The organism is Pseudoalteromonas sp. McH1-7 (assembly GCF_013366255.1).
GTDB classification, from domain to species: domain Bacteria; phylum Pseudomonadota; class Gammaproteobacteria; order Enterobacterales; family Alteromonadaceae; genus Pseudoalteromonas; species Pseudoalteromonas peptidolytica.
Map to the genome: position 1 here is coordinate 1 of NZ_JABWPQ010000041.1, position 22483 is coordinate 22483.

15 protein-coding genes are annotated in these 22483 nt (G+C 42.6%); 9 read left to right on the forward strand and 6 right to left on the reverse strand.

The genetic code is table 11. The annotated features are described in order from the left end of the window. The first annotated feature begins 123 nt into the window (after positions 1–123). On the forward strand, positions 124–303 hold the full coding sequence (locus tag HUZ36_RS21040) for a hypothetical protein (RefSeq protein ID WP_176033899.1): 180 nt from the start codon (positions 124–126) through the stop codon (positions 301–303). Between the two features lie 352 nt (positions 304–655). Continuing rightward, positions 656–1222 (forward strand): rhomboid family intramembrane serine protease, encoded by a 567-nt coding sequence (locus HUZ36_RS21045; protein ID WP_176033900.1) that lies wholly within the window; start codon positions 656–658, stop codon positions 1220–1222. Positions 1223–1268: 46 nt separating this feature from the next. On the opposite strand, the gene HUZ36_RS21050 is transcribed toward HUZ36_RS21045, so the two are convergent. Continuing rightward, positions 1269–3344 (reverse strand): M13 family metallopeptidase, encoded by a 2076-nt coding sequence (locus HUZ36_RS21050; RefSeq protein WP_176033901.1) that lies wholly within the window; start codon positions 3342–3344, stop codon positions 1269–1271. 287 nt (positions 3345–3631) lie between these two features. Between HUZ36_RS21050 and recR the strand changes: the two genes are divergently transcribed. Beyond that, on the forward strand, positions 3632–4231 hold the full coding sequence (recR, locus tag HUZ36_RS21055; RefSeq protein ID WP_125252455.1) for a recombination mediator RecR: 600 nt from the start codon (positions 3632–3634) through the stop codon (positions 4229–4231). A gap of 155 nt (positions 4232–4386) precedes the next feature. Then, positions 4387–6300 carry a molecular chaperone HtpG gene (gene htpG, locus HUZ36_RS21060; protein WP_176033902.1) on the forward strand — a complete coding sequence of 638 codons (1914 nt, stop codon included), beginning with the start codon at positions 4387–4389 and terminating at the stop codon, positions 6298–6300. Between the two features lie 116 nt (positions 6301–6416). Here the strand turns inward: htpG and tpx are convergent, their stop codons facing one another. Further along, positions 6417–6998 (reverse strand): thiol peroxidase, encoded by a 582-nt coding sequence (gene tpx, locus HUZ36_RS21065; RefSeq protein WP_125252457.1) that lies wholly within the window; start codon positions 6996–6998, stop codon positions 6417–6419. A 202-nt stretch (positions 6999–7200) separates the two neighbouring features. Here tpx and HUZ36_RS21070 point away from each other — a divergent pair, with 202 nt between their 5' ends. Both HUZ36_RS21070 and HUZ36_RS21075 read left to right on the forward strand, forming a co-directional pair. Continuing rightward, on the forward strand, positions 7201–8205 hold the full coding sequence (locus HUZ36_RS21070; protein ID WP_128730487.1) for a response regulator: 1005 nt from the start codon (positions 7201–7203) through the stop codon (positions 8203–8205). Positions 8206–8207: 2 nt separating this feature from the next. After that, on the forward strand, positions 8208–9185 hold the full coding sequence (locus HUZ36_RS21075; protein WP_125252459.1) for a sensor domain-containing diguanylate cyclase: 978 nt from the start codon (positions 8208–8210) through the stop codon (positions 9183–9185). 311 nt (positions 9186–9496) lie between these two features. Here the strand turns inward: HUZ36_RS21075 and HUZ36_RS21080 are convergent, their stop codons facing one another. From HUZ36_RS21080 to HUZ36_RS21095, 4 genes are all read right to left on the reverse strand, one after another. Next, positions 9497–10999: a SpoVR family protein gene (locus HUZ36_RS21080; protein WP_125252460.1), complete on the reverse strand. Its 1503-nt coding sequence runs from the start codon at positions 10997–10999 to the stop codon at positions 9497–9499. Positions 11000–11016: 17 nt separating this feature from the next. Continuing rightward, positions 11017–12300: a YeaH/YhbH family protein gene (locus tag HUZ36_RS21085; protein ID WP_125252461.1), complete on the reverse strand. Its 1284-nt coding sequence runs from the start codon at positions 12298–12300 to the stop codon at positions 11017–11019. Between the two features lie 26 nt (positions 12301–12326). After that, the gene (locus tag HUZ36_RS21090) at positions 12327–14249 is read right to left on the reverse strand and encodes a PrkA family serine protein kinase (RefSeq protein WP_125252462.1); all 1923 of its coding nucleotides are present in this window, start codon (positions 14247–14249) and stop codon (positions 12327–12329) included. A gap of 186 nt (positions 14250–14435) precedes the next feature. Then, entirely contained in the window at positions 14436–15017 is a 582-nt protein-coding gene (locus HUZ36_RS21095) for a Fe-Mn family superoxide dismutase (RefSeq protein ID WP_125252463.1), read from the reverse strand. 376 nt (positions 15018–15393) lie between these two features. Here HUZ36_RS21095 and HUZ36_RS21100 point away from each other — a divergent pair, with 376 nt between their 5' ends. From HUZ36_RS21100 to HUZ36_RS21110, 3 genes are all read left to right on the forward strand, one after another. Beyond that, positions 15394–15738 carry a Grx4 family monothiol glutaredoxin gene (locus HUZ36_RS21100; protein ID WP_125252464.1) on the forward strand — a complete coding sequence of 115 codons (345 nt, stop codon included), beginning with the start codon at positions 15394–15396 and terminating at the stop codon, positions 15736–15738. 547 nt (positions 15739–16285) lie between these two features. Further along, on the forward strand, positions 16286–20743 hold the full coding sequence (gltB, locus tag HUZ36_RS21105; protein WP_176033903.1) for a glutamate synthase large subunit: 4458 nt from the start codon (positions 16286–16288) through the stop codon (positions 20741–20743). Positions 20744–20752: 9 nt separating this feature from the next. Then, the gene (locus HUZ36_RS21110) at positions 20753–22168 is read left to right on the forward strand and encodes an FAD-dependent oxidoreductase (RefSeq protein ID WP_128730483.1); all 1416 of its coding nucleotides are present in this window, start codon (positions 20753–20755) and stop codon (positions 22166–22168) included. Positions 22169–22483 lie beyond the last annotated feature (315 nt).

Below are 22483 nucleotides of genomic sequence, written 5' to 3' on the forward strand. Positions count from 1 at the left end.
GTCGCCATCGCTTGTTTCTCTCAATCCTTGAGTGCAGAGTTAAAGCGTAGCCGACTTTTAAAAAAGGCACAAATTAGAGGTGGGTGTCCTTGGTTTATTGTCCCAAATTAGAGGTGGGTGTCCTTGGTTTATTGTCCTTATCCTTGGTTTATTGTCCTTGGTTTATTGCTTGGTTTATTATTGTTCACCTTAGATAGCAGTGCAGCCCATCAAGAACAGATGATGCAGTTGTTGTCTGACCCATCGAAAGCGGCTCAGTTTGCACGAGTAGTGTTAGATATGTTGAATGGTCTAAAAGGGTAGTCTACTGGAGCTAGGGAAAAGGGTTGATGTGCGCTTATGTGTCAGCGCATGTACAAAAAGATGAGCTTAGTAACGTTACGACAAGTAAGATAAAAGTCTCAATCTACTTTACCAAGATAGGGGTCTAGATAATTGCCTCGGGTAGGATGAAGTAGCTCATGAGCGCTCCTATGGAGATTCCCGAATTTATAAAAGTTAATATATTATTTCGTTTCTCCCATTGGCTTTGTCTTAATTTATAATAAGTCGGCCGTTTGATGAGTATAAGGCTGTAAACGCAATTGGTTAAGTTTGCAAATTAATCAGAAATAGCGCCTAATAGGGCGCTATTTTTGTCTGTTACGGAAGTAAGATGAGTAAATACGCCTTGATTTTTCCGCCCAATTTTAAGCTAGTTTTGTACGCTATGGCGGTGATGTGTGTTGTACAGGTGTTAGGTGGTCTTTTTGGCTTCCCCGTCTATCGATTTGGGATTGTGCCTCATGATATTCACCATTTAAGTAGTGTCTTTACCGCACCTTTTGTACACGGTAGCTGGGGGCATTTGATGAGTAATTTACTGGGGCTAAGTATCAGTGGTTATTTGGCTGCGAGATTACCTAAGTTCAAGCGTTCAACATTTTTTATTGTGGTTGCGACAGGGCTGCTGGTGTGGCTGTTTGCTGGAAATGCCAATCACATTGGCGCATCAGGCATCGTAATGGGTTACTTTGGCTTATTGCTAGGGGCTGCACTGTTTAATCGAGACATTCTTGGGATCGTGAGCTTTGTAACGCTGTTGGTGCTGACTTACTATGCCAATATAAGTTTTTTAGCGACCTTGTTTGACTTCTCTGCTCAAACGAGTAGTTCTAGCCATATTTTTGGTTTTTTAAGTGGGCTCCTCGCGGCTTATATCACCAAGCCCAAGCGTGTCTAATATAACCTGCCTGTGACGGCAGGTTATTAAGTTTCAGTTTGGCCAATTACCAGATACGGACGCGCTCTTCTGGTGCTAGATATAGTTTATCACCCGGTTTCACATCGAATGCTTTGTACCAAGCATCATGGTTACGAGGTGCTAACGCTCTGAAGCGGCCAGGAGCGTGAGTGCCTGCGCGCAGCTGGTTTAACATGCTTTGTTCAGTACGCTTTTCTTTCCATACTTGTGCCCAAGCAAGGAAGAAGCGCTGATCACCAGTTAAGCCATCGATGATAGGCGCTTCTTTACCATTGAGGCTAAGCTTGTACGCATGGTAAGCCATGGCTAGGCCACCAACATCGCCGATGTTTTCACCAAGGCTGTTACGACCATTTACAAAGTTGCCTTCGATAGGTTCGTACTTGCTGTATTGCGCAGCGAGCTTGTCAGCTTTTGCTTCGAATGCAGCGCGGTCAGCATCAGTCCACCAGTTACGTTGAATACCTTTTGCATCAGACTTAGAACCTTGGTCGTCAAAACCATGTCCCATTTCATGACCGATCACTGCACCGATACCGCCGTAGTTTACTGCCGGATCGGCGTTCGGGTCGAAAAATGGCGGTTGTAAGATTGCCGCAGGGAAAACAATTTCATTGAATGAGCTATTGTAATAGGCGTTAACGCGTTGCGGTGTCATACCCCAGCGGTTGCGATCTGTTTTTTCAAGCTCTTTCGCCACACTGTCGTTTCTGAAGAATTGACGTAGATTTTGAACATTGCCAACTAAATCATTGTTCTTAAGTGTTAGCCCTTCAAATGACTGCCATACATCAGGGTAACCAATTTTAGGCACGAATGCTGCGAGTTTTGCTTGTGCATTAACTTTTGTTTCTGCGCTCATCCAGTCAAGATTTTCAATGCGCTCACCTAGTGCTTTACGCAGGTTTTCAACTAGCTCAGACATCTGCTCTTTTGATGACTCAGGGAAGTGTTTATCTACGTACACTTTACCAATTGCAAAGCCTAATGACTGTGTGCCTGACATTTGGCTTACTGCACGCTTCCAACGAGGGCGAGGCTCTTGTTGGCCGCTTAAATGTTTACCGAAAAACTCAAAATTGGCATTAAAAATTTCTTCAGATAGCAATCCAGCATTTCCACTGATGGTGTGAAAAGTCAGGTAGTCTTTCCATACCGCTAAATCTTCTTTGTTGACAAGATCAATCATTGCTTTGATCGGATCAGGCTGAGACATGTTAAGTTGTGGTACTTGGTAACCCGTTTGCTCAAAGTATAGATCCCAGTTAAACCCAGGATATTCTTTTGCTAAGTCTTCACGCTTAATTTGGTTAAGGGTGAGGTCGCGGTTACGACGCTTTTCACGTGGCCAGTGGCCTTCTGCCATTTTAGTTTCAAGAGCAAGTATTGCTTGTGCTCGCTCTGTGGTATTGTCTAGACCTGCAAACTTAAGCATAGTGGCAATGTGGTTAATGTACTCTGCACGAGTATTAACAAAGCGCTGGGCATCCTCTAAATAATATGAGCGATCAGGTAAACCTAAACCCCCAGCTCCCATCGACATTTCATATTTGTTAGGGTCTAGGCGGTTGAACCACATACCACCACCAATTGGTGAATTGGCACCAGTTAACCAAGCTTGACCAAAGGTTTTTATTAGGCCATCAGTGTTGTCAATTGATTTAATCTCATCTAATAAACCTTGAATTGGCGTGATTCCAAGCTTATTAAGCGTTTCAACATCCATAAATGCGTTGTAGAAGTCGGCAATGAGTTGCTCTTGAGCATTCAGGTTTTCTCGAGAAACAATATCTTCAATGATAGCATTGACTTGCTTTTCACTGCGTTCAGCAAGCGCGGTAAAGGCACCGTAGCGTGTCTTATCTGCTGGCATTTCATAGTTATTGTACCATGTACCACTGGCGTACATAAAAAAGTCATCGCCAGGCTTTACGCTTTCATCACGGGCTGTTAAGTCTACGCCAAACGTGCCTAATTCTGCTTTTTCAGTTGTGATTGTTGCTTCGGCTGGTGTATTTGATTGACTTGTTGATACCTTTTGCTCCGAGCATGCTGTTAGCATAATGGCAGCTATGGTGCTTGCGATAATTGTTTTTTTCATTATTAGCTCTCTATGATTATGTCGAGAAGTCAGCCCTTTTTGCAGCTAAATGTTACTACTTTCGGGAATGCTACCATTGTCCGGTGATTATGTCTCAGCTGCAAGCATTTGAGCTGAATTGGTGGTTAATTCAAGGCGAATGATTTTATTAAAGCAAAAATTGCTTGGGATTGAGGTTTTGCCGTTGCTGCTTTTCGTGCCGCGCTTTAAATCAGTATGAATATCCCTTATCATCTCGGCATTATTAAAGGTGCATGTGCACCGAACAAGCTACGAGAAGCTCATTTATGCAATTATCACCTAGTCTGACCGCGCTTATCGAAGCGCTACGTTGTTTACCTGGCATTGGACCTAAATCTGCTCAACGTATTGCTTTTCATTTATTGGAGCGAGATAGAGAAGGTGGCTCGCAATTAGGACAGTGTTTGAGTCATGCGATGCAGGCTATTGGCCACTGTAACAGCTGCCGTACCTTTAGTGAGGTTGATATTTGCGATATATGCCTGAGTATAAAGCGCCAAGATACAGGTCTACTTTGTGTCGTTGAGTCGCCAACAGATGTACTAGCAATCGAGCAAACAGGGCAATATAGTGGTTTATATTTCGTATTAATGGGTCACTTATCACCGCTTGATGGTATTGGCCCAAATGAAATTGGTTTAGATGTGCTAGAGCGCAAACTCAATGACGGCAACATTAACGAAGTTATTTTAGCGACCAATCCAACGGTTGAAGGCGAAGCAACGGCACATTACATCTCAGAACTTTGCCACAAATATGGTGTTGATGCGTCACGTATAGCTCATGGCATGCCGGTTGGTGGTGAGCTTGATTTAGTTGATGGGATGACATTAATGCACGCGTTTAGCGGTCGTAAAAAGCTATAAACTATTTTTATTGTTCTGTTTTTAAGCAAACTCACAAAAAAGCAGGGCTGCATGTTAAAAATTTAATTTAGTCTCTTGAAAGTTTGTTCTCTCCCCCCATATAGCTAGCATAATGATTTAGAACACTGCACTAATTGCTTATATTGGAGAGAACAATGTCCGCAGCTCAAAAAGAAACATTAGGCTTTCAAACAGAAGTCAAACAATTACTAAACCTAATGATCCACTCTTTATACTCAAATAAAGAGATCTTTTTACGCGAATTAGTATCTAACGCTTCAGATGCGGCTGACAAACTACGTTACCTTGCATTGCAAAATGGCGACCTTTACGAAGGCGATGCAGAGCTACGTGTTCGCCTTAGCGCTGATAAAGATGCTAAAACCATCACCATTTCAGACAATGGGATTGGTATGACGCGTGATGAAGTGATCAGTTCATTAGGTACTATTGCAAAATCAGGCACAGCCGATTTCTTTAAAAACCTAACGGGCGATCAAGCAAAAGATTCACAATTGATTGGCCAGTTTGGTGTTGGTTTTTACTCAGCATTTATTGTCGCTGATAAGGTGACTGTACGTACTCGTAAAGCTGGCGAGTCTCAAGCGGTTGAGTGGGAATCACAAGGCGAAGGTGACTTTACCATTGCTGAAGTTGAAAAAGCAGAACGTGGTACAGAAATCACACTACACCTACGTGAAGAAGAAAGTGAGTTCCTAGAAACGTATCGTCTACGCGGTATAGTGACTAAATACTCAGACCACATTTCTATTCCGGTAGAACTTTACAAAGACCCAGTTCCTGAGTCAGAAGGTCCTGACGGTGAAAAAATCGAAGCGCAGCCTGGCGAGTGGGAAGCAATTAACAAAGCGACAGCACTTTGGACACGTGACAAATCTGAGATCAGTGAAGAAGAGTATAAAGAATTCTACAAACACGTTGGTCATGACTGGGAAGAACCGCTTTCATGGGCTCACAATAAAGTAGAAGGTAAAACCGAGTACACTAGCTTACTTTATATCCCTAAAAAAGCGCCATTCGATTTATACAACCGTGAACGTCAGGCCGGTCTTAAACTGTATGTACAGCGTGTATTTATCATGGATGACGCTGAACAGTTTATGCCAAGCTACTTACGTTTCGTTAAAGGTTTATTAGATTCTAACGATTTGCCACTTAACGTATCTCGTGAAATCCTACAAGATAACAAGATCACGCAAGCTATTCGTAAGGGCTGTACGTCTCGTGTACTCAAAATGCTTGAGCGTATGGGTAAAAACAAACCAGAAGACTATCAAACATTCTGGAATGAGTTTGGTAATGTAATTAAAGAAGGCCCAGCAGAAGATTTTGCAAACAAAGAAGCCATTGCAAAATTACTGCGTTTTAGCTCTACACATACAGACGAAAAGACGCAAAATGTGTCGCTTGAACAGTATATTGAGCGCATGAAAGAAGGCCAAGACAAGATCTACTATGTTGTGGCTGACAGCTTTGAAGCAGCGAAAAGCTCTCCTCACCTTGAAATCTTCCGTAAGAAAGGGATTGAAGTGTTGCTATTGAGCGACCGTGTTGATGAGTGGATGATGAGCCACATGACTGAGTTTGACGAGAAGCAACTTCAATCAATTACTCGTGGTGACTTAGACCTTGGTGATATGGATGATGAAGAAACTAAGAAGGCACATGAGGAAAGTGAAAAAGAAGTTGAAGGTCTAGTTGAACGTGTGAAAACCGTACTTGGTGATAAGGTAAAAGAAGTTCGCTTCACGCATCGTCTAACAGACTCTCCAGCTTGTGTGGTAGCTGATGACAACGACATGAGCTCGCAAATGCAAAAGCTAATGGAGCAAGTGGGCCAAGCTGTTCCTGAGTCTAAGCCTGTATTTGAGCTTAACCCAGAACACCAATTAGTTAAGCACTTAAATAATGAGCAAGACGAAGACAAGTTTGGTCAGTGGGCTGAAGTACTGCTAGACCAAGCTATGTTAGCTGAACGTGGCAGCTTGAAAGACCCGGCAGGCTTCGTTAGCCGTTTGAACAAACTCATGTTAGATCTACAAAAATAGACCACTTAATTAAGCTGAATGCTAACATCTTAGCTTGATGAGGAAAAAGGCCGGACATCTTGATACAGTGTCCGGCCTTTTTTATGTCAATAACTCAGTAATTATAAAGTAGCAGGCTAAAGGGCTTGCAACGCAGATACCGCATCATCATAGTTTGGCTCTTTCGCCAAATTCTCAACTAATTGCTTGTAAACCACCTTATGCTCTTTATCGAGTACAAAGATAGCACGGCTAAGTAACCCCATATCTTTGATGAGCAAGCCATAATTCTCACCAAATGAATGCCATACAGCATCAGATAATGTTTTTACTTTGTCGATATTTTCAGCTTTACAAAAGCGCTTTTGTGCAAAAGGGAGGTCGGCGCTGATAGTCAACATGGCGACATCAGGGAATTGACTCGCTACTTTTTCATTGAAATGTTTAGTTTGTAAACTGCATGTACCTGTATCTAGGCTTGGTACGACGCTAATTAATACCGCACGATTGCTAAAGTCAGCCAATGTGACCGGAGTAAAGTCAGCATCAGCGACTTTAAAATCAGGTGCAGCTTGACCGGTTTCAACCCCACGACCAAGTAAAACAACGGCTTTACCTTGCGCTTTTACTTTGCCCATATCGACAGTATTTTCAGGTAAATCATAGGCAAAAGATGCCACACTAAACAGGCTACTCGCCAAAACTAACGCTTTGAGCATAAAGTATTCCTTTTGAAGTTAACTTAATTGATTTGAGTGTATTATACTGACAGTAAGGAACCAAGCTTAAGTGACATTTAGATTGTAAAAATGACGTTGTTTTATTAACATGTGTCGCAATTTTAAGCTTTTATCTCATAAATATAATTAAACCTTCCCTGCACATTGCCGATATGCAATGGGAAACAGAAAGAGAGCTTGTATGTCTACATTAGTCCTAATTTGTGACGATTCAAAACTTGCCCGTCGGCAGTTGGCGCGTTCGCTGCCAGATGACTGGGATATTAAAGTGGAATTTGCGGAGAACGGACTTGACTGTATCAAACAAATTGAAGCGCTTTCTCCGGAGATACTCTTCTTAGATTTAAACATGCCGCAAATGGATGGCTATGAAGTGCTGCAAGCGATCAGTGAACAAGATCTCTCCGTGCTTACCGTCGTGGTGTCTGGTGATATTCAGCCTAATGCTCATCAGCGTGTGATTGAGCTGGGGGCGATAGATTTTATCCGCAAGCCCTGTGATGCCGCCAAACTTGCTGAAATCATTGAGCACCATGGTATAAAAGACAAAGCAATCAGAGAAAGTTTGGTTCATAAGCTTGGCGAGCAGATAGACCCTGAAATTCGTGATATCTATCAAGAATTAACGAATGTCGCCATGGGTCAAGCCGGTGATTTGCTAGCGAGGTTACTCAACGTCTTTGTTGAATTACCTATTCCGAATGTCAACGTGTTAGAAGTTAACGAGCTTCACATGGCCTTACAAGCCATAGATGCTAGCGCAACGACATCTGGAGTTTGCCAAGGTTTTATTGGCGGTGGTGTTTCCGGTGAGGCGTTGCTATTGCTAAATGACTCTAGTTTTAAGGAAATCGCTTCTTTGATGAATTACCATGGGGAGTTGAACACAAAAGTTGAGTTAGAGCTGTTGATGGACATTAGTAATATCTTGATTGGTGCCATTCTTACTGGTTTATCAAAGCAGCTTGATATGCCATTTAGTCAGGGGCATCCAGTGGTGCTCGGGCAGCATTGTGATGTTGCTGAGCTGGTAAAGGCTAACAAGGCAAGGTGGCAACGAACGTTAGCAATAGAGATAAGTTATGGCATTGAAAACCATAATATAAATTGCGATTTGATGCTATTATTCACGGAAGACTCGCTGAAAACCCTAAAATATAAAGTAGCCTACTTATTGGATGATTAACTATGCCAGCAGCCGATTTTGACATGAATGAAATCCATTGGTTAATGGATATGTTTAACACCGTAGATGTTGGCCTCGTGGTGCTCGACCGTGACTACAAGGTATGTATCTGGAATGGTTTTATGGAGAATCATTCAGGGTTATTACCAAGCGCTGTAAAAGACAAAGATATATTCGACTTGTTTCCAAGTATTGATGAGCAATGGTTTCGTTCAAAAGCAGAGCCCGTTTTTGTACTTAAAAATCGCTCTTTCACCATTTGGGAGCAGCAACCTTACATATTTCGCTTTAGAAACTATAGGCCAATTACGGGTAAAGCGGACTATATGTATCAAAATGCCACCTTTATTCCACTGACAACCGTCACTGGTGATGTCGGTCATATCTGTGTGATCATTTACGACGTAACTGACGAAGCAATCAATAAACTAGAGCTAGAGTCATTAAATAAACAGTTAGAAAAGATCAGCCGCACGGATAGTCTAACTCAGTTGCATAACCGTGGGTTTTGGGAAGAAACTCTCAAGCAGGAGTTTAAAAGGCTGAAGCGCAGTCAAGGCCAAAGTGCATTGCTAATGTTCGATATTGACCACTTTAAACGCATCAATGATGAATATGGGCATAGCGGAGGAGATGAGGCTATTCGCCACATTTCCGATCTGTTGCGAAAAACCCTCAGAGAAACGGACACCGCAGGACGTTATGGTGGTGAAGAATTTGCAGTTACTTTACTCGATACTGACGTCAAAGGTGCGGTTACATTTGCAGAAAGACTGCGTTCACTAATAGAAAATTCGTCTATTTACTACGATGAGCAACAGATAAAAATTACCGTGAGCCTAGGCGTTGCAGCTTTTAAAGAAACTTTTGACAAGCATGAGCAGTGGATTGAAGCCGCTGATAGCGCACTGTACGTTTCAAAAGAAGGTGGAAGGAATAAGGTAACCGTTTATTCAGAGGAAATGGACGGCGAGTCCTAAGACGAGTCCTAACCTGAGATGCTGCCATAAAAACCAAGACTATGGCGCCTTCTTCGCTATTGGCATCGAGTCGTGAGGTGAAAAGGAAAGGGCAGTTAACATCCTTAGGCTAGAGCAAGATTAAGGCTTAAGGCGAACTTTAAAAAAACAAGTAAGTTCACAACATGCTCAGGCTTTGGAGTATAAAGCCAGCTGCTTACCTATTTACCTTTGTCTTTAATAAAACCTAGTGCTCTCTTTATGGAGGTGAAATTAAGTGGTGTTATCGCCTTAAACACACCACTTAATTGAACAAACCGATAAGCCAAGTATCATTCACCTTCGGTTTCTGGACATTGTGCGATTTGCTCTACTTTACCCGTTTCATCAACTTGCTCAAGGCGAACTTTAAACCCCCATAAGCGATAAAGGTGCTTTATCACCTCTTGCTTCGACCCTGCAAGTGGGATCCCACCCTGTGGGATGTATCTAAGAGTTAGCGATCTATCACCTCTGATATCAACATCGTAGACTTGAATATTTGGTTCATGATTACTCAAATTATACTGTGCAGAAAGTGCGCTGCGAAGCTGCTGATAGCCCATTTCATCATGGATAGCACCAACTTCTAGATGCGGTGATTTTTGCTTGTCAACAATAGTAAAAAGTTTAAAGTCACGCATCAGCTTTGGTGATAAAAATTGACTAATAAAGCTCTCATCTTTAAAGTTTTGCATCGCAAAGTGCAGAGTATCCAGCCAATTGCTTCCTGCAAACTCAGGGAACCATTGTTTATCTTCCTGAGTCGGGTTTTCACAAATACGACGAATATCTACCATCATATTAAAGCCCAATGCGTACGGATTAATACCAGAGTAAAATTTACTGTTGTAAGGGGGCTGGTAAACTACATTGGTATGGCTCTGTAAGAACTCCAACATAAAGGAATCACTTAATTTTCCCTCATCATATAGGTGGTTCAATATGGTGTAATGCCAAAATGTTGCCCAGCCTTCGTTCATAACTTGGGTTTGTCTTTGAGGATAAAAATACTGTGATACTTTACGAACAATACGTATTATTTCACGTTGCCATGACTCAAGTAGTGGGGCATTTTTCTCAATAAAGTATAAGATATTCTCTTGAGGCTCCGTTGGGAAGCGTGGACGGTCGTGTGTTTCTTGATCTTCGCCTTTTGGTATTGTGCGCCAAAGTTCATTAACCTGAGACTGTAAATAGTCTTCACGTTCTTGTTGGCGCTTCTGCTCCTCAAACATAGATATACGTTGTGGACGCTTATAACGATCAACGCCGTAGTTCATCAGCGCATGGCAAGAGTCAATCAGGTTTTCTACTTCGTCTATGCCGTACTTTTCTTCGCATTTAGCGACATAGTTTTTTGCGAATACTAAATAGTCAATGATAGACGACGCGTCCGTCCATGTCTTGAATAAATAATTACCTTTGAAGAATGAGTTATGCCCATAACAAGCGTGTGCCATAACCAGCGCCTGCATCGGCAAAGTATTTTCTTCCATAAGGTAAGCGATACAGGGATCTGAATTGATCACAATTTCATACGCCAGTCCCATTTGACCGCGTTTGTAAGTTTGTTCTGTTTGAATAAATTTTTTGCCGTAGGACCAATGCGCATAACCAATAGGCATACCGACACTGGAGTACGCATCCATCATTTGTTCGGCCGTGATCACCTCAATTTGATTAGGGTAGGTATCTAGTCTGTAATGCTCTGCTACACGAGCAATTTCTTGATGATAAGTATCAAGTAAATCAAAAGTCCAATCAGGACCATCGTCTATTGGCTTATAGGTCATCGCACAACCTCCCAAAATTATGCAGCGCTTTGCTTATCTTTGTTCTTTTTGAACAGCTCTCTGAAGATAGGGTAAATATCCTCTACGCTTCGAATGTGTTGCATAGCAAAATTATCAAAGGCATTAGCTACTCCTTGATACTCTCGCCATAGGCTTTGATGCGCCCGGGTCGTTATTTCAATGTAAGCATAATACCGTACAGTTTTGAGCAGTTTACTTGAAAGTATTTGAGTACATTGCGGCGAATCGTCTGCCCAATTGTCGCCATCTGAAGCTTGTGCTGCGTATATATTCCAGTCGCCCTGCGCGTAGCGTTCTTGAATAATCTCATCCATTAGCTTCAGTGCACTTGAGACGATAGTACCCCCCGTTTCTTGCGAATAGAAAAACTCTTGCTCGTCCACCTCTTTGGCTTGAGTATGGTGGCGGATATATACCACCTCTATATCTTTATATGTTCGGGTTAAAAACTGATATAGCAAAATATAAAAACGCTTTGCCATATCTTTGGTCGCTTGATCCATAGAACCAGATACGTCCATCAAGCAAAACATAACCGCTTTGCTGGTGGGGTGGGGGCGTCGCTCGTAATTACGAAAACGCAGATCGTAATTGTCGATGAAAGGCACCGCAGCAATTTGTGCTTTCAATATTTCAATACGTTGCTCGATATCAATTATCTTTTGTTGCGGAGGCACCGGCTCAGCTAACAAATTGGCTAATTCCTCTTCTAACTCTTTTAATTCGCGCCTTTTGCTTGATGTCATAGCTATGCGTCGTGCCATAGAGCCTTTTAGACTTCGTACAATGTCTAAGTTGCTTGGCATACCATCGTTACAAAAGCCCGCCCGATGTGTTTTCATTTGCATCAGTTTATCCAACTGACTCTGTTGCAGGTTAGGCAGCTCTAAATCTTCAAACAATAAATCTAAATATTCATCTTTAGAAATAGAGAAAACAAAATCGTCTTGGCCTTCCCCTTGGTCACTTGCCTCGCCCTCACCACCACCACCTCCCTGACCGGAAGGCGGGCGCTGAATTTTGTCACCTGTAGAAAATTGATCATTACCAGGGTGAATAAGCTCTCTATCTCCCCCCTTACCTTGATGGAAAGTAGGTTCGCTAATGTCTCTTTGTGGAATAGAAATGCTTTCGCCACTTGAGACATCAGTCACACTTCGTTTGTTAATCGCCTCTGATACCGCCTTTTTTATCTGCTTTTTGTAGCGGCGGATAAAACGCTGGCGGTTCAGAGTGCTCTTATTTTTGCCGTTAAGACGGCGATCAATAAAATGCGCCATATAACACCCTCTTTAATGCTTACAAGTTACTGAGACTTTCTTACTCTTAAATACCATTCAGAGAGTAAGCGAACTTGTTTTTGGGTATAGCCTTTGTCAACCATGCGATTGACGAAATCCTCATGCTTCTTCTGGTCTTCAGCCGAGGTTTTTGCATTAAATGAAATAACAGGAAGTAAGTCCTCTGTATTAGAAAACATCTTTTTCTCAATAACGGTTCTTAGCTTTTCATAGCTAGTCCATACCGGATTATCACCATTATGGTGGGCTCTGGCTCTCAAGACAAAATTGACGATTTCATTTCGAAAATCTTTTGGATTTGAAATACCCGCGGGTTTTTCGATCTTCTCAAGTTCTGCATTTAATGCTGCGCGGTCAAACAACTGACCAGTGTCTGGATCTCGGTACTCCTGATCTTGGATCCAAAAGTCTGCATAGGTTACATAACGGTCAAATATATTTTGTCCATACTCAGAGTACGATTCTAGGTATGCTGTTTGTAATTCCTTACCAATAAACTCAACATATTGAGGAATAAGATAGCCTTTCAAGTGGCTCAAGTAACGCTCCTGAACTTCTGCGTTAAATTGCTCTCGCTCTATTTGTTGCTCTAATACATAAAACAAATGAACTGGATTTGCTGCAACTTCACTGTGGTCAAAGTTGAAGACGCGTGAAAGTATTTTAAACGCAAATCGAGTGGAGAGACCGTTCATCCCCTCATCTACTCCCGCATAGTCACGATACTCTTGATAAGACTTAGCTTTGGGATCTGTATCTTTTAAACTCTCTCCATCATACACTCGCATTTTGGAATAAATACTTGAGTTTTCAGGCTCTTTAATCCGCGACAGTGCCGAAAATTTAGCTAAAGTTTCTAGCGTGCCAGGGGCACATGGAGCTTGCCGCAATTCGCTATTTTCTATGAGCTTCTCGTAGATTTTTACTTCTTCTGATACGCGTAGGCAATAAGGCACTTTAACGATATAAACGCGGTCTAAAAACGCTTCATTATTTTTGTTGTTTTTGAAGGTTTGCCATTCAGATTCGTTAGAGTGCGCAAGGATCAGCCCACTAAAGGGAAGTGCAGAAATACCCTCCGTGCCGTTATAGTTTCCTTCCTGAGTTGCAGTTAATAACGGGTGTAGCACTTTGATGGGGGCTTTAAACATCTCAACAAACTCCATTAACCCCTGGTTTGCAAGGCAAAGTGCACCTGAATATGCGTAGGCATCAGGATCATTTTGAGCAAAGTGTTCAAGCTTACGAATGTCTACTTTACCCACTAGCGCTGAGATGTCTTGGTTGTTTTCATCGCCAGGCTCTGTTTTAGCGATGGCTATTTGGTCAAGTATAGATGGATACCGCTTTACAACAGTGAATTTAGTAATATCACCGTTGTACTCATGTAAGCGTTTGGTAGCCCATGGCGACATTATAGTTTTAATATAGCGGGTAGGGATTCCGTACTCTTTTTCTAACAAGTCAGCGTCTTCTTGAGGACTGAACAGGCAAAGTGGGTGGTCGTTAACTGGTGAGCCTTTTAGCGAATACACCGGTACTTTTTGCATTAAATATTTTAATTTCTCGGCGATAGAAGACTTACCCCCACCAACAGGACCGAGTAAATAGAGCACCTGCTTACACTCTTCAAGCCCTTGGGCTGCGTGTTTGAGATAAGAGACTATCTGTTCAATAGCGTCTTCCATGCCATAAAACTCGTTAAATGCAGGGTATCTTGCTATTACTCTATTGGAAAACAGTCTACTTAGCCTCGCATCTTTAGATGTGTCAATCATCTCCGGTTCGCCAATCGCCATTAATAGTCGCTCTGGGGCGCTGGCATAGGCTGATTTATCATTTTTACAAATTTCAAGAAATTCCGCGATAGTGTACTCTTCTTCTTGCGCGGCTTCATATCTGGCCTGATAATGTTCAAATATTGTCATAACGACCTCCAGTAAGCTACCTTGTATGGATTGCGGATCATAGATTAGGAAAGGTTACTTAAAGCTTAGTCGTGATATGAATAATACCCAAAAAAAACTAGATTTTTTATGTATTAATGTTGAATTACAGGCGCAAAAAAGGGTGCCTTAGCACCCTCATTATTGCATCAATGATGATAGTTGATGTTAAGCTAGGTTGCTGTTTGCAAAGTCCCAGTTAACAAGTGCCCAGAAACCCTTTAGGTATTCAGGACGGACGTTACGGTAGTCGATATAGTAAGCGTGTTCCCAAAGATCAACTGTGATAATTGGTGTAACACCTTCTTCAGTCAGCGGCGTAGCTGCGTTTGAAGTATTTACGATATCTAAAGAGCCGTCAGCAAGTTGAACTAACCAAGTCCAACTTGAGCCAAAGTTATTTACCGCTTTGTCATTAAAAGCTTCTTGGAACGCAGCAAATGAGCCCCATTTCGCGTTGATTAGCTCCGCAACTTTACCTGTTGGTTCGCCACCTGCATTTGGTGCTAAGCTGTGCCAGTAGAACGTATGGTTCCAGATTTGAGCAGCATTGTTGAAAACACCACCTTCAGAGCTACAAACGATCTCTTCTAGTGATTTACCTTCGAAGTCAGTACCTTCAATTAAACCATTTAGCTTTACAACATAAGTGTTGTGGTGTTTGCCGTGGTGGAATTCTAACGTCTCTTGAGAGATGTGCGGCTCAAGTGCGTTTAGTGCATAAGGTAGTGACGGTAGTTCAAATGCCATATTAATCTCCATTTTTTTGGTTGATTTGCCAACAACTCATACGAAAGCAAGCTAACATTAGCCCACTTTTCTATACCATTGGCTTTTATAGTGATACTATAATTCCTGACTATTTTACTCAAGTTTTGGCAAACAGCAATGCGTGCCAGTGACTTAATGACTTATAATACATATTCTTTGTGAACCGATGCCAAATAGCAGCCTTCACATGGGCAATAAATGAGCTCAGTTTAGGCGCTATACCGTTGCTTCTAACCTATCGTGCGGCTGGCGTAGTGGTTTACTAATGTGTGTTGTAATAGTGAGTAGCAAGCTAAAGTGCCGATATTAGCGTGCTGTACATAAATATCGGAAAAACGTCATTTTGAGGTAACTAATGGAAACTATTGATAAGATTAAACAACAGATCGAAGAAAACCCAATTATTCTTTATATGAAAGGGTCTCCTAAACTCCCTAACTGTGGTTTTTCTTCGCAAGCATCTCAGGCTTTGATGGCGTGCGGTGAGCAGTTTGCGTATGTAGATATACTACTAAACCCTGATATTCGTGCAGAGCTACCGCATTATGCAAACTGGCCTACCTTTCCACAACTTTGGGTTGAAGGTGAGCTGATTGGTGGTTGTGACATCATTATTGAGATGTTCCAAAAAGGTGAGCTTCAACCACTAATCTCAGAAACAGCTGCTAAGTATAAAAAAGATGATGCAGCGGCTGAATAATGTCATACCTGGCAGAGCATAGGCTCTGCCGCCCTAACTTTTCTGGTTAACTTCCTCCCTTTTTATACTTTTACTCGTTTATTAATCGCCTGATCCCTTCACTAGACAATTACTCGTTTCAATTTGGATCCAACTTTTGTTTATTTAGTTGACGTGTACGTCAACTAAAACAGGTTTGCCGCTGCATATTTATATAGCCATTCTCATGTAGTGCTTGTTAGCCAGTCTTTGGTTTATAGTAATTGTGTGAATATTTATTCATATTTTAATTTTGGTTACGTTTACGTAAACGTTTACCTGTGAGGATCTTGTGGCCATTACACACTTCTTGATACCGGTGTCATTTTGCAAATTTATATTCAATATTTTCAAAATGATAAATTTTGATTGATTTGGGCAACTTGTATTACCAATGAGAAATATTCAACTTAATGAATATGTATTCATTTTTGTGTTGACTCTACTTTCAATCAAGGCTAATTTTGAGTATCTGCCAGCATTTCGTCGTACCGTCATGGGCTGGCCGTTGTAGCAAGGGGAGGAGTCTATGCTATATGACTCAAAATTAGAAAAAGATAACTGTGGGTTTGGTTTGATTGCGCATGTGAGCGGACAGCCGAGCCATAAACTGATCCGAACAGCCATAACTGGTTTAGACCGTATGCAGCACCGTGGTGGTATTTCTGCCGATGGCAAAACAGGTGATGGGTGTGGATTATTGTTGCAAAAACCAGATAGCTTCTTTCGAGCTATTGCTGCCGAAAATGAGTGGCACATAGGTAAAAACTATGCGGTTGGCATGATATTTTTAAATCAAGATGAAGCGCTAGCAGCAGCGGCAGAAAAAGTCATTTGTGAAGAATTAGAAAAAGAAACACTGACGGTGATTGGTTGGCGTGTAGTACCAACTGATCCATCCATGCTTGGCCCTATTGCCAAAGCACAATTACCTGAGTTTAAGCAAGTTTTTATCGGTGCGCCAGAAGGTTGGCGTCCTAAAGATTTAGAGCGACGCCTTTATATTGCGAGGCGTCGGATTGAAAAAAGGTTGGAGCAGGACGAGCAATTTTATATTTGCAGTTTGTCTGGTTTGGTGACTATCTATAAAGGCTTGATGATGCCAGTGGATTTACCTAACTTCTATTCTGATCTTGCTGACATCCGTATGACGAGTGCTATTTGCGTATTTCACCAACGCTTCTCAACCAATACTCAGCCTCGATGGCCTTTGGCTCAACCATTTCGCTATTTAGCACACAATGGTGAGATTAATACAATTCAAGGCAATCGTCAGTGGGCGCGTGCTCGGGCCTACAAGTTTGCTTCACCGCTATTACCTGATTTACAAACGGCAGCGCCGTTTGTCAATGAGACTGGATCTGATTCCTCTAGCTTAGACAACATGTTAGAGCTGTTTTTAGCGGGTGGGATGGATCTGTTTCGAGCAATGCGTATGCTTGTGCCTCCCTCATGGCAGAAAAACCGCGCTATGGATGAAGATCTTCGCGCATTCTATGACTTTAATTCTATGCACATGGAGCCATGGGATGGCCCCGCTGGGATAGTGATGTCAGATGGTCGTTTTGCTGCTTGCAACCTCGACCGTAATGGCCTAAGACCCGCGCGCTATGTGATCACTCAAGATGGGTTTATTACCCTCGCATCTGAAGTGGGCATTTGGGATTATGCACCTGACGAAGTCATTGAAAAAGGCCGTGTAGGACCAGGTGAGTTATTGGTGGTCGATACTTTACATGGCAAGATTTGGCAGCCCGATGAAATCGATCAAGATCTGAAATCCAGACACCCCTATAAGACTTGGCTTGAGCAAAATGTAAAACGGTTAACGCCATTTGAAGCGTTAGATGAGCAAGCATCAGGTAAACGCGATCTAGATGATGAGACCTTGGTAACGTACCAAAAGCAGTTCGGTTACACAAATGAAGAGCTAGATCAAGTTATTCGTGTGATGGGTGAAAATGGCCAAGAAGCAACAGGCTCAATGGGAGATGATACACCTTTTGCTGTTTTGTCTGAGGGGCACCGCTCAATCTTCGATTACTTTAGACAAAAATTTGCGCAAGTTACAAACCCGCCCATAGATCCGCTGCGTGAAAATCATGTTATGTCTTTGGCTACCTGTATTGGCCGAGAGCAAAACGTTTTTAACGAGACTACAGGTCACGCTAAACGCTTACAATTTGCTTCTCCAGTGTTAACGTATTCTGACATGCAGCAATTGCTGCATGCAGATGATGACCATTATTGCGCTTGCAAAATTTCATTAATATATAATGCAGAGGAGTCCTTGCGCGCAGCTATTGAACGAGTTTGTAAGGAAGCAACAGAAAAAGCACGTAGTGGTTGCGTTATGTTGATCTTAACCGACCGAGACATAGCAGCTGGAAAACACATTATACCAGCTGCTATGGCTGTGGGGGCAATACAACAACGTTTGGTGAATGAAAACCTACGTTGTGATGCAAATATCATTGTTGAAACCGGCAGTGTTCGAGATCCCCACCAATTTGCTGTATTACTAGGCTTTGGTGCCACCGCAATTTATCCCTATTTAGCATATGAAACACTGGTTGATATGTGTGACAAGAAGGTCATTCAAAAATCATATCGGGAAGTTACACTGTCATATCGTGGCGCTATAAATAAAGGTTTATACAAAATCATGTCGAAAATGGGGATCAGTACAATTGCATCCTACCGTTGCTCGATGTTATTTGAAGCCGTAGGTTTGTCTGATGAAGTGGTAGAGTTGTGCTTCAACGGCGTTGCAAACCGTATTAAAGGTGCATGTTTTGATGATTTTGCATTAGAACAACAACAGCTAAACAAACTCGCGTTTAGTAGACGCAAGTTATTATCACATGGTGGTCTATTAAAGTACGTACATGGTGGTGAGTACCATGCCTACAATCCAGATGTTGTACAAACGTTACAAACAGCGGTGCGTTCGGGGAATTATCAGGACTATATAAAATATGCAGAGCTTGTAAATAATCGTCCCGTCACCAATTTACGAGATATGTTAAAGCTCAAAACGGAACAGAACTCAATCGATCTTGAGGAAGTGGAACCAGCAACAGAGCTTTATAAGCGTTTTGACTCCGCAGCAATGAGTATCGGTGCATTATCTCCTGAAGCGCACGAAGCGCTAGCTATTGCTATGAATCGCCTGGGAGGCTGCTCAAATTCTGGTGAGGGGGGCGAAGACAAGCTCCGTTTTGGCACTGAAAAGAATTCCCGCATCAAGCAAGTTGCGTCTGGGCGGTTTGGCGTGACGCCGCATTATTTGCGCTCTGCTGATGTTATTCAAATTAAAGTGGCTCAAGGCGCAAAACCGGGGGAGGGAGGTCAGCTACCAGGTGAAAAGGTGACGCCTTACATCGCGAAACTTCGCTATTCAGTTCCAGGTGTTACTTTGATTTCGCCGCCACCACATCACGATATTTACTCTATTGAAGACTTAGCACAACTGATTTTTGACTTAAAGCAGGTAAATCCAGAGGCGATGATCTCGGTCAAGCTGGTTTCAGAACCAGGTGTCGGCACCATAGCGACTGGTGTTGCCAAGGCATATGCCGACCTTATTACCATAGCGGGCTATGATGGCGGCACAGGGGCAAGTCCACTGACATCAGTGAAGTATGCAGGTAGTCCTTGGGAACTGGGACTTGCAGAGACTCAACAAGCATTGGTTGAAAATGGTTTACGTCACCGGATCAGGCTGCAAACCGACGGTGGTCTAAAAACAGGGTTAGATATTATCAAGGCCGCTATTCTTGGTGCAGAAAGCTTTGGTTTTGGTACAGGTCCTATGGTTGCACTCGGCTGTAAATATCTCAGGATCTGTCATCTTAATAATTGCGCAACGGGTGTTGCAACACAGGATGATACGTTGCGTCAAAAACATTATCACGGCCTGCCTGAAATGGCGATGAACTACTTTAAGTTTATTGCACAAGAAGCGCGCGAAATTATGGCATCGCTTGGTGTTACTAAATTAACAGACTTAATAGGAAGGACAGATTTACTTGATGTGATTGAAGGGAATACAGCGAAGCAGAAAAAGTTAGATTTAACTCCGTTATTAGCGAAGCCAAATAATCCATCAAATGAAGCTTTATATTGCACGCATACTAACCCGTCACACTATAGTGGTGCATTAAACGAAAGCTTGCTTGAGAAGGCGAAATCAGCAATAGATGATATGACAGGTACCTCGTTGGTTAGCCGGATCTCCAATACAGATAGAGCAATTGGTGCGATGCTATCAGGCTATATAGCCAGTAAACATGGTAATCAAGGTATGGCCGCTGATCCGGTAGCTATTGAGCTACATGGTACTGCGGGACAATCTTTTGGAGTTTGGAATGCGGGTGGTCTTGAAATGACGCTGGTGGGAGATGCAAATGACTACGTAGGCAAAGGTATGGCTGGTGGTAAGTTGGTTATTCGCCCGCCGGTTGGCTCTAGTTTTGCTTCACATCAAGCCGCAATTATCGGTAATACCTGTTTGTATGGTGCAACAGGCGGTAAGTTATTTGCAGCAGGTCGCGCTGGAGAGCGCTTTGCGGTGAGGAATTCAGGTGTACAAGCCGTCGTCGAAGGCCTTGGTGATAATGGTTGTGAATACATGACGGGAGGCGTGGTGTGTGTGCTTGGTCAAGTTGGCGTTAACTTTGGGGCAGGTATGACCGGTGGTTTTGCCTACGTACTTGACGAAGAGAGTGATTTTGATAAGCGCATCAACCCTGAGTTGGTCGAGTTGGTCGACCTCAAAGCGCTGGCATCGCACCAAGAGCATCTACGCGGTTTAATTGCAGAGCATTTAGATTTAACCAGTTCAACCCGAGCTGAGCAGATCTTAGCTAATTTTGAGTTGTATTTACCTATGTTTAAACTGGTAAAGCCAAAGTCGAGCGATCTAAATAGTTTACTTGGCCACCGAGCGCGTAGTAGCGCTGAGCTACGAATTCAGGCGCAGTAGGAGAGAGCAATGAGCGAGAACGTTTACCAATTTATCGATGTACAACGTGTAGATCCGCGAAAAAAGCCTATTTCTACACGTAAGCAATCTTTTGTTGAGATCTATGAGCCGTTTTCAGAGCAACAAGTACATTCACAATCAGACCGTTGTTTAGATTGCGGAAACCCTTACTGCGAGTGGAAATGTCCGGTACATAATTACATTCCACAATGGCTTAAACTAATCCGTACAGGCCGGATTATTGAAGCTGCAGAGTTATCTCATCGCACCAACAGTTTGCCCGAGGTATGTGGTCGAGTTTGTCCACAAGATAGACTTTGTGAAGGGTCATGTACACTTAATGAAGAGTTTGGGGCTGTCACTATCGGTAATATTGAAAAGTACATTACTGATACAGCGTTTGCACAAGGCTGGAAACCAGACTTATCCTATGTCACTTGGACAGACAAAAAAGTAGCTATTATTGGGGCAGGGCCAGCTGGGCTCGGTTGTGCTGATATTTTGGTTCGCAATGGTGTCAAAGCCGTAGTTTATGACCGTAACCCTGAAATTGGGGGGTTGCTAACCTTTGGGATCCCGTCATTTAAATTAGAAAAGTCGGTTATGGAAAACCGCCGTGAGATTTTCACTGAAATGGGCGTAGAGTTTAAACTCAACACTGAAGTTGGTCGAGATATCTCAATGGACGAGCTATTGTCACAGTACGATGCCGTATTTTTAGGAGTCGGGACATACCAAAGCATGAAGGGCAATCTGGAAAATGAAGATGCCGATGGTGTTTATGAAGCGCTTCCTTTTTTGATTGGCAATACCAATCGCGTCATGGGCTATGACGAAACACAGCATAGCTATGTAAATATGGCTGGTAAACGTGTTGTTGTGTTAGGTGGCGGTGACACGGCAATGGACTGTGTGAGAACTTCAGTTAGGCAAAACGCACAATCTGTCATTTGCGCATACCGCCGTGATGAAGAGAATATGCCAGGGTCTGTACGTGAGGTGAAAAACGCCAAAGAAGAAGGGGTGGAGTTTAAATTTAACCTGCAACCTGTGGGTATTGAAGTTGACGATACTGGTAAAGTAAGTGGTGTAAAAATGGTCAATACGCAGCTGGGTGAACCCGATGCCAATGGCCGACGACGTGCCGAAATTGTAGCGGGTTCAGAGCACATACTGGAAGCTGATGCCGTGATCATGGCATTTGGTTTTAAACCTCATGACCTTGATTGGTTAGCGCAATATGATGTGGCAATAAATCACTGGGGTGGTATTGTGGCACCAGAAAAAGGTGCATTTACTCATCAAACAAGTAACCCAAAGATTTTTGCTGGTGGTGATGCTGTTCGAGGTTCTGATTTAGTAGTTACTGCTATTTTTGAAGGTAGAAACGCCGCTGAAGGTATTTTGGATTACTTGGAAGTATAAGACCTATTTTGTCTTGGCGCTGCCTCAACCTGAAGGCGTAAATTGGCGGCTAACTCGGTTCAAAGCTCTCTTAGAACAACTAAGCAGTATAATTCTTACCCAGTTAGTTCCAAGCGCTCTCACCCTAAAATAGAACACTTAATTCAGTAAATAGATATAGCTGACGAAATAACTTTTGTCGTTCATAAACCCCACTTACAGTCATTGTAACTGGGGTTTTTATTTACGTTTTTTAATTAGGCGCGAATTCAACTCCGAAGTGCACCACTCGCTAAATTAAGCTGCTTTACGTACTTTGCGTAATTTATTGAATAC

Excerpts from the sequence above, each read along its gene's own strand:
- HUZ36_RS21050 (WP_176033901.1), bottom strand. The coding sequence starts at position 3,344 with ATGAAAAAAACAATTATCGCAAGCACCATAGCTGCCATTATGCTAACA.
- HUZ36_RS21075 (WP_125252459.1), top strand. The coding sequence starts at position 8,208 with ATGCCAGCAGCCGATTTTGACATGAATGAAATCCATTGGTTAATGGAT.
- HUZ36_RS21090 (WP_125252462.1), bottom strand. The coding sequence starts at position 14,249 with ATGACAATATTTGAACATTATCAGGCCAGATATGAAGCCGCGCAAGAA.
- HUZ36_RS21095 (WP_125252463.1), bottom strand. The coding sequence starts at position 15,017 with ATGGCATTTGAACTACCGTCACTACCTTATGCACTAAACGCACTTGAG.
- HUZ36_RS21080 (WP_125252460.1), bottom strand. The coding sequence starts at position 10,999 with ATGACCTATAAGCCAATAGACGATGGTCCTGATTGGACTTTTGATTTA.
- recR (WP_125252455.1), top strand. The coding sequence starts at position 3,632 with ATGCAATTATCACCTAGTCTGACCGCGCTTATCGAAGCGCTACGTTGT.
- HUZ36_RS21100 (WP_125252464.1), top strand. The coding sequence starts at position 15,394 with ATGGAAACTATTGATAAGATTAAACAACAGATCGAAGAAAACCCAATT.
- HUZ36_RS21045 (WP_176033900.1), top strand. The coding sequence starts at position 656 with ATGAGTAAATACGCCTTGATTTTTCCGCCCAATTTTAAGCTAGTTTTG.
- gltB (WP_176033903.1), top strand. The coding sequence starts at position 16,286 with ATGCTATATGACTCAAAATTAGAAAAAGATAACTGTGGGTTTGGTTTG.
- HUZ36_RS21070 (WP_128730487.1), top strand. The coding sequence starts at position 7,201 with ATGTCTACATTAGTCCTAATTTGTGACGATTCAAAACTTGCCCGTCGG.
- htpG (WP_176033902.1), top strand. The coding sequence starts at position 4,387 with ATGTCCGCAGCTCAAAAAGAAACATTAGGCTTTCAAACAGAAGTCAAA.
- HUZ36_RS21085 (WP_125252461.1), bottom strand. The coding sequence starts at position 12,300 with ATGGCGCATTTTATTGATCGCCGTCTTAACGGCAAAAATAAGAGCACT.
- tpx (WP_125252457.1), bottom strand. The coding sequence starts at position 6,998 with ATGCTCAAAGCGTTAGTTTTGGCGAGTAGCCTGTTTAGTGTGGCATCT.
- HUZ36_RS21110 (WP_128730483.1), top strand. The coding sequence starts at position 20,753 with ATGAGCGAGAACGTTTACCAATTTATCGATGTACAACGTGTAGATCCG.